General features: G+C 74.5%; 1 protein-coding gene. It reads right to left on the bottom strand.

All coding sequences use genetic code 11. The features are described 5' to 3' along the window. A partial coding sequence (locus KDL01_RS41500) for a hypothetical protein (RefSeq protein WP_212534207.1) occupies nucleotides 1–813 on the bottom strand: 813 nt, incomplete at both ends.

Raw genomic sequence — 813 nt, 5'->3', positions numbered from 1 at the left:
CGGTGCGGCTGTGTGGAGGCGGGGCCGCGGGCGGCGCGCAGGTCGTCGGCGGCGCGGGCGAGCAGCGCGCCGAGGAGGCGGTGGGTGTGTTCCTCGGCGTCGCGGCCGGCGAGTCCGGGTGGGCGGCGCACGAACCGGCAGATGCGTTCGACGTCCTGGTAGTAGTCGGGGCCGATGAGCGTGCGGGAGTTGAGGCATCCGATCAGGCCGTGGAGCAGGACGAGTGCGTCGGCGCGGCTGGCGGCGAGTTGCGCGTCCAGGTAGGTGTGGTCTTCGGCCCGGTACAGGGCGGTGGCGGCGAGGTAGGACAGTGCGGTGTCGGGCGCGGTCACGAGGGTGCGCAGGACGCGCAGGGCTTCGGTGCGGGCTTCGGCGCTGGGTGCGGTGTCGGGCGCGGCGGCCGGGCGGGGGGCGCTGGTGCGCTGCAGGAGGTGGCCGAGTCCTTCGACGGCGCCGAGGGTGGTGCCGGTGAGTTGGACGGCGCCGACGGCGTCGGCGGCGCGGCGGGTGAATTCGCGCAGCAGACCGGTGGTGGGGGTCTCGGTCTGGCCGAGGACGGACCAGGCGCGGGCCTGGACGTCGTCGGAGGTCGCGGTCTCGATGACCTGGCGCAGCGGCGCGGTGATCTTCACGGGGCCGACGAGTCCGGCGCGGCGCGGGTTGTCGGCGAGGCTGTGGAGCGCGTCGAGGAGCGCGACCTGTTCGGGTGCGGGCAGTTCGACGGTGAGCTGGGCGAATTCGAGCAGCGCGGGCGCGGTGATCTGCCGGATGGAGAAGAGCAGCAGGGCGCGTTCGTCGTCGTGTCCGGCGAGC

This window comes from Actinospica durhamensis (assembly GCF_018139695.1).
GTDB lineage: Bacteria > Actinomycetota > Actinomycetes > Streptomycetales > Catenulisporaceae > Actinospica > Actinospica durhamensis.
Note: the sequence above shows the minus strand (reverse complement) of the source record. Positions and strands in the feature narration are given on the sequence as shown.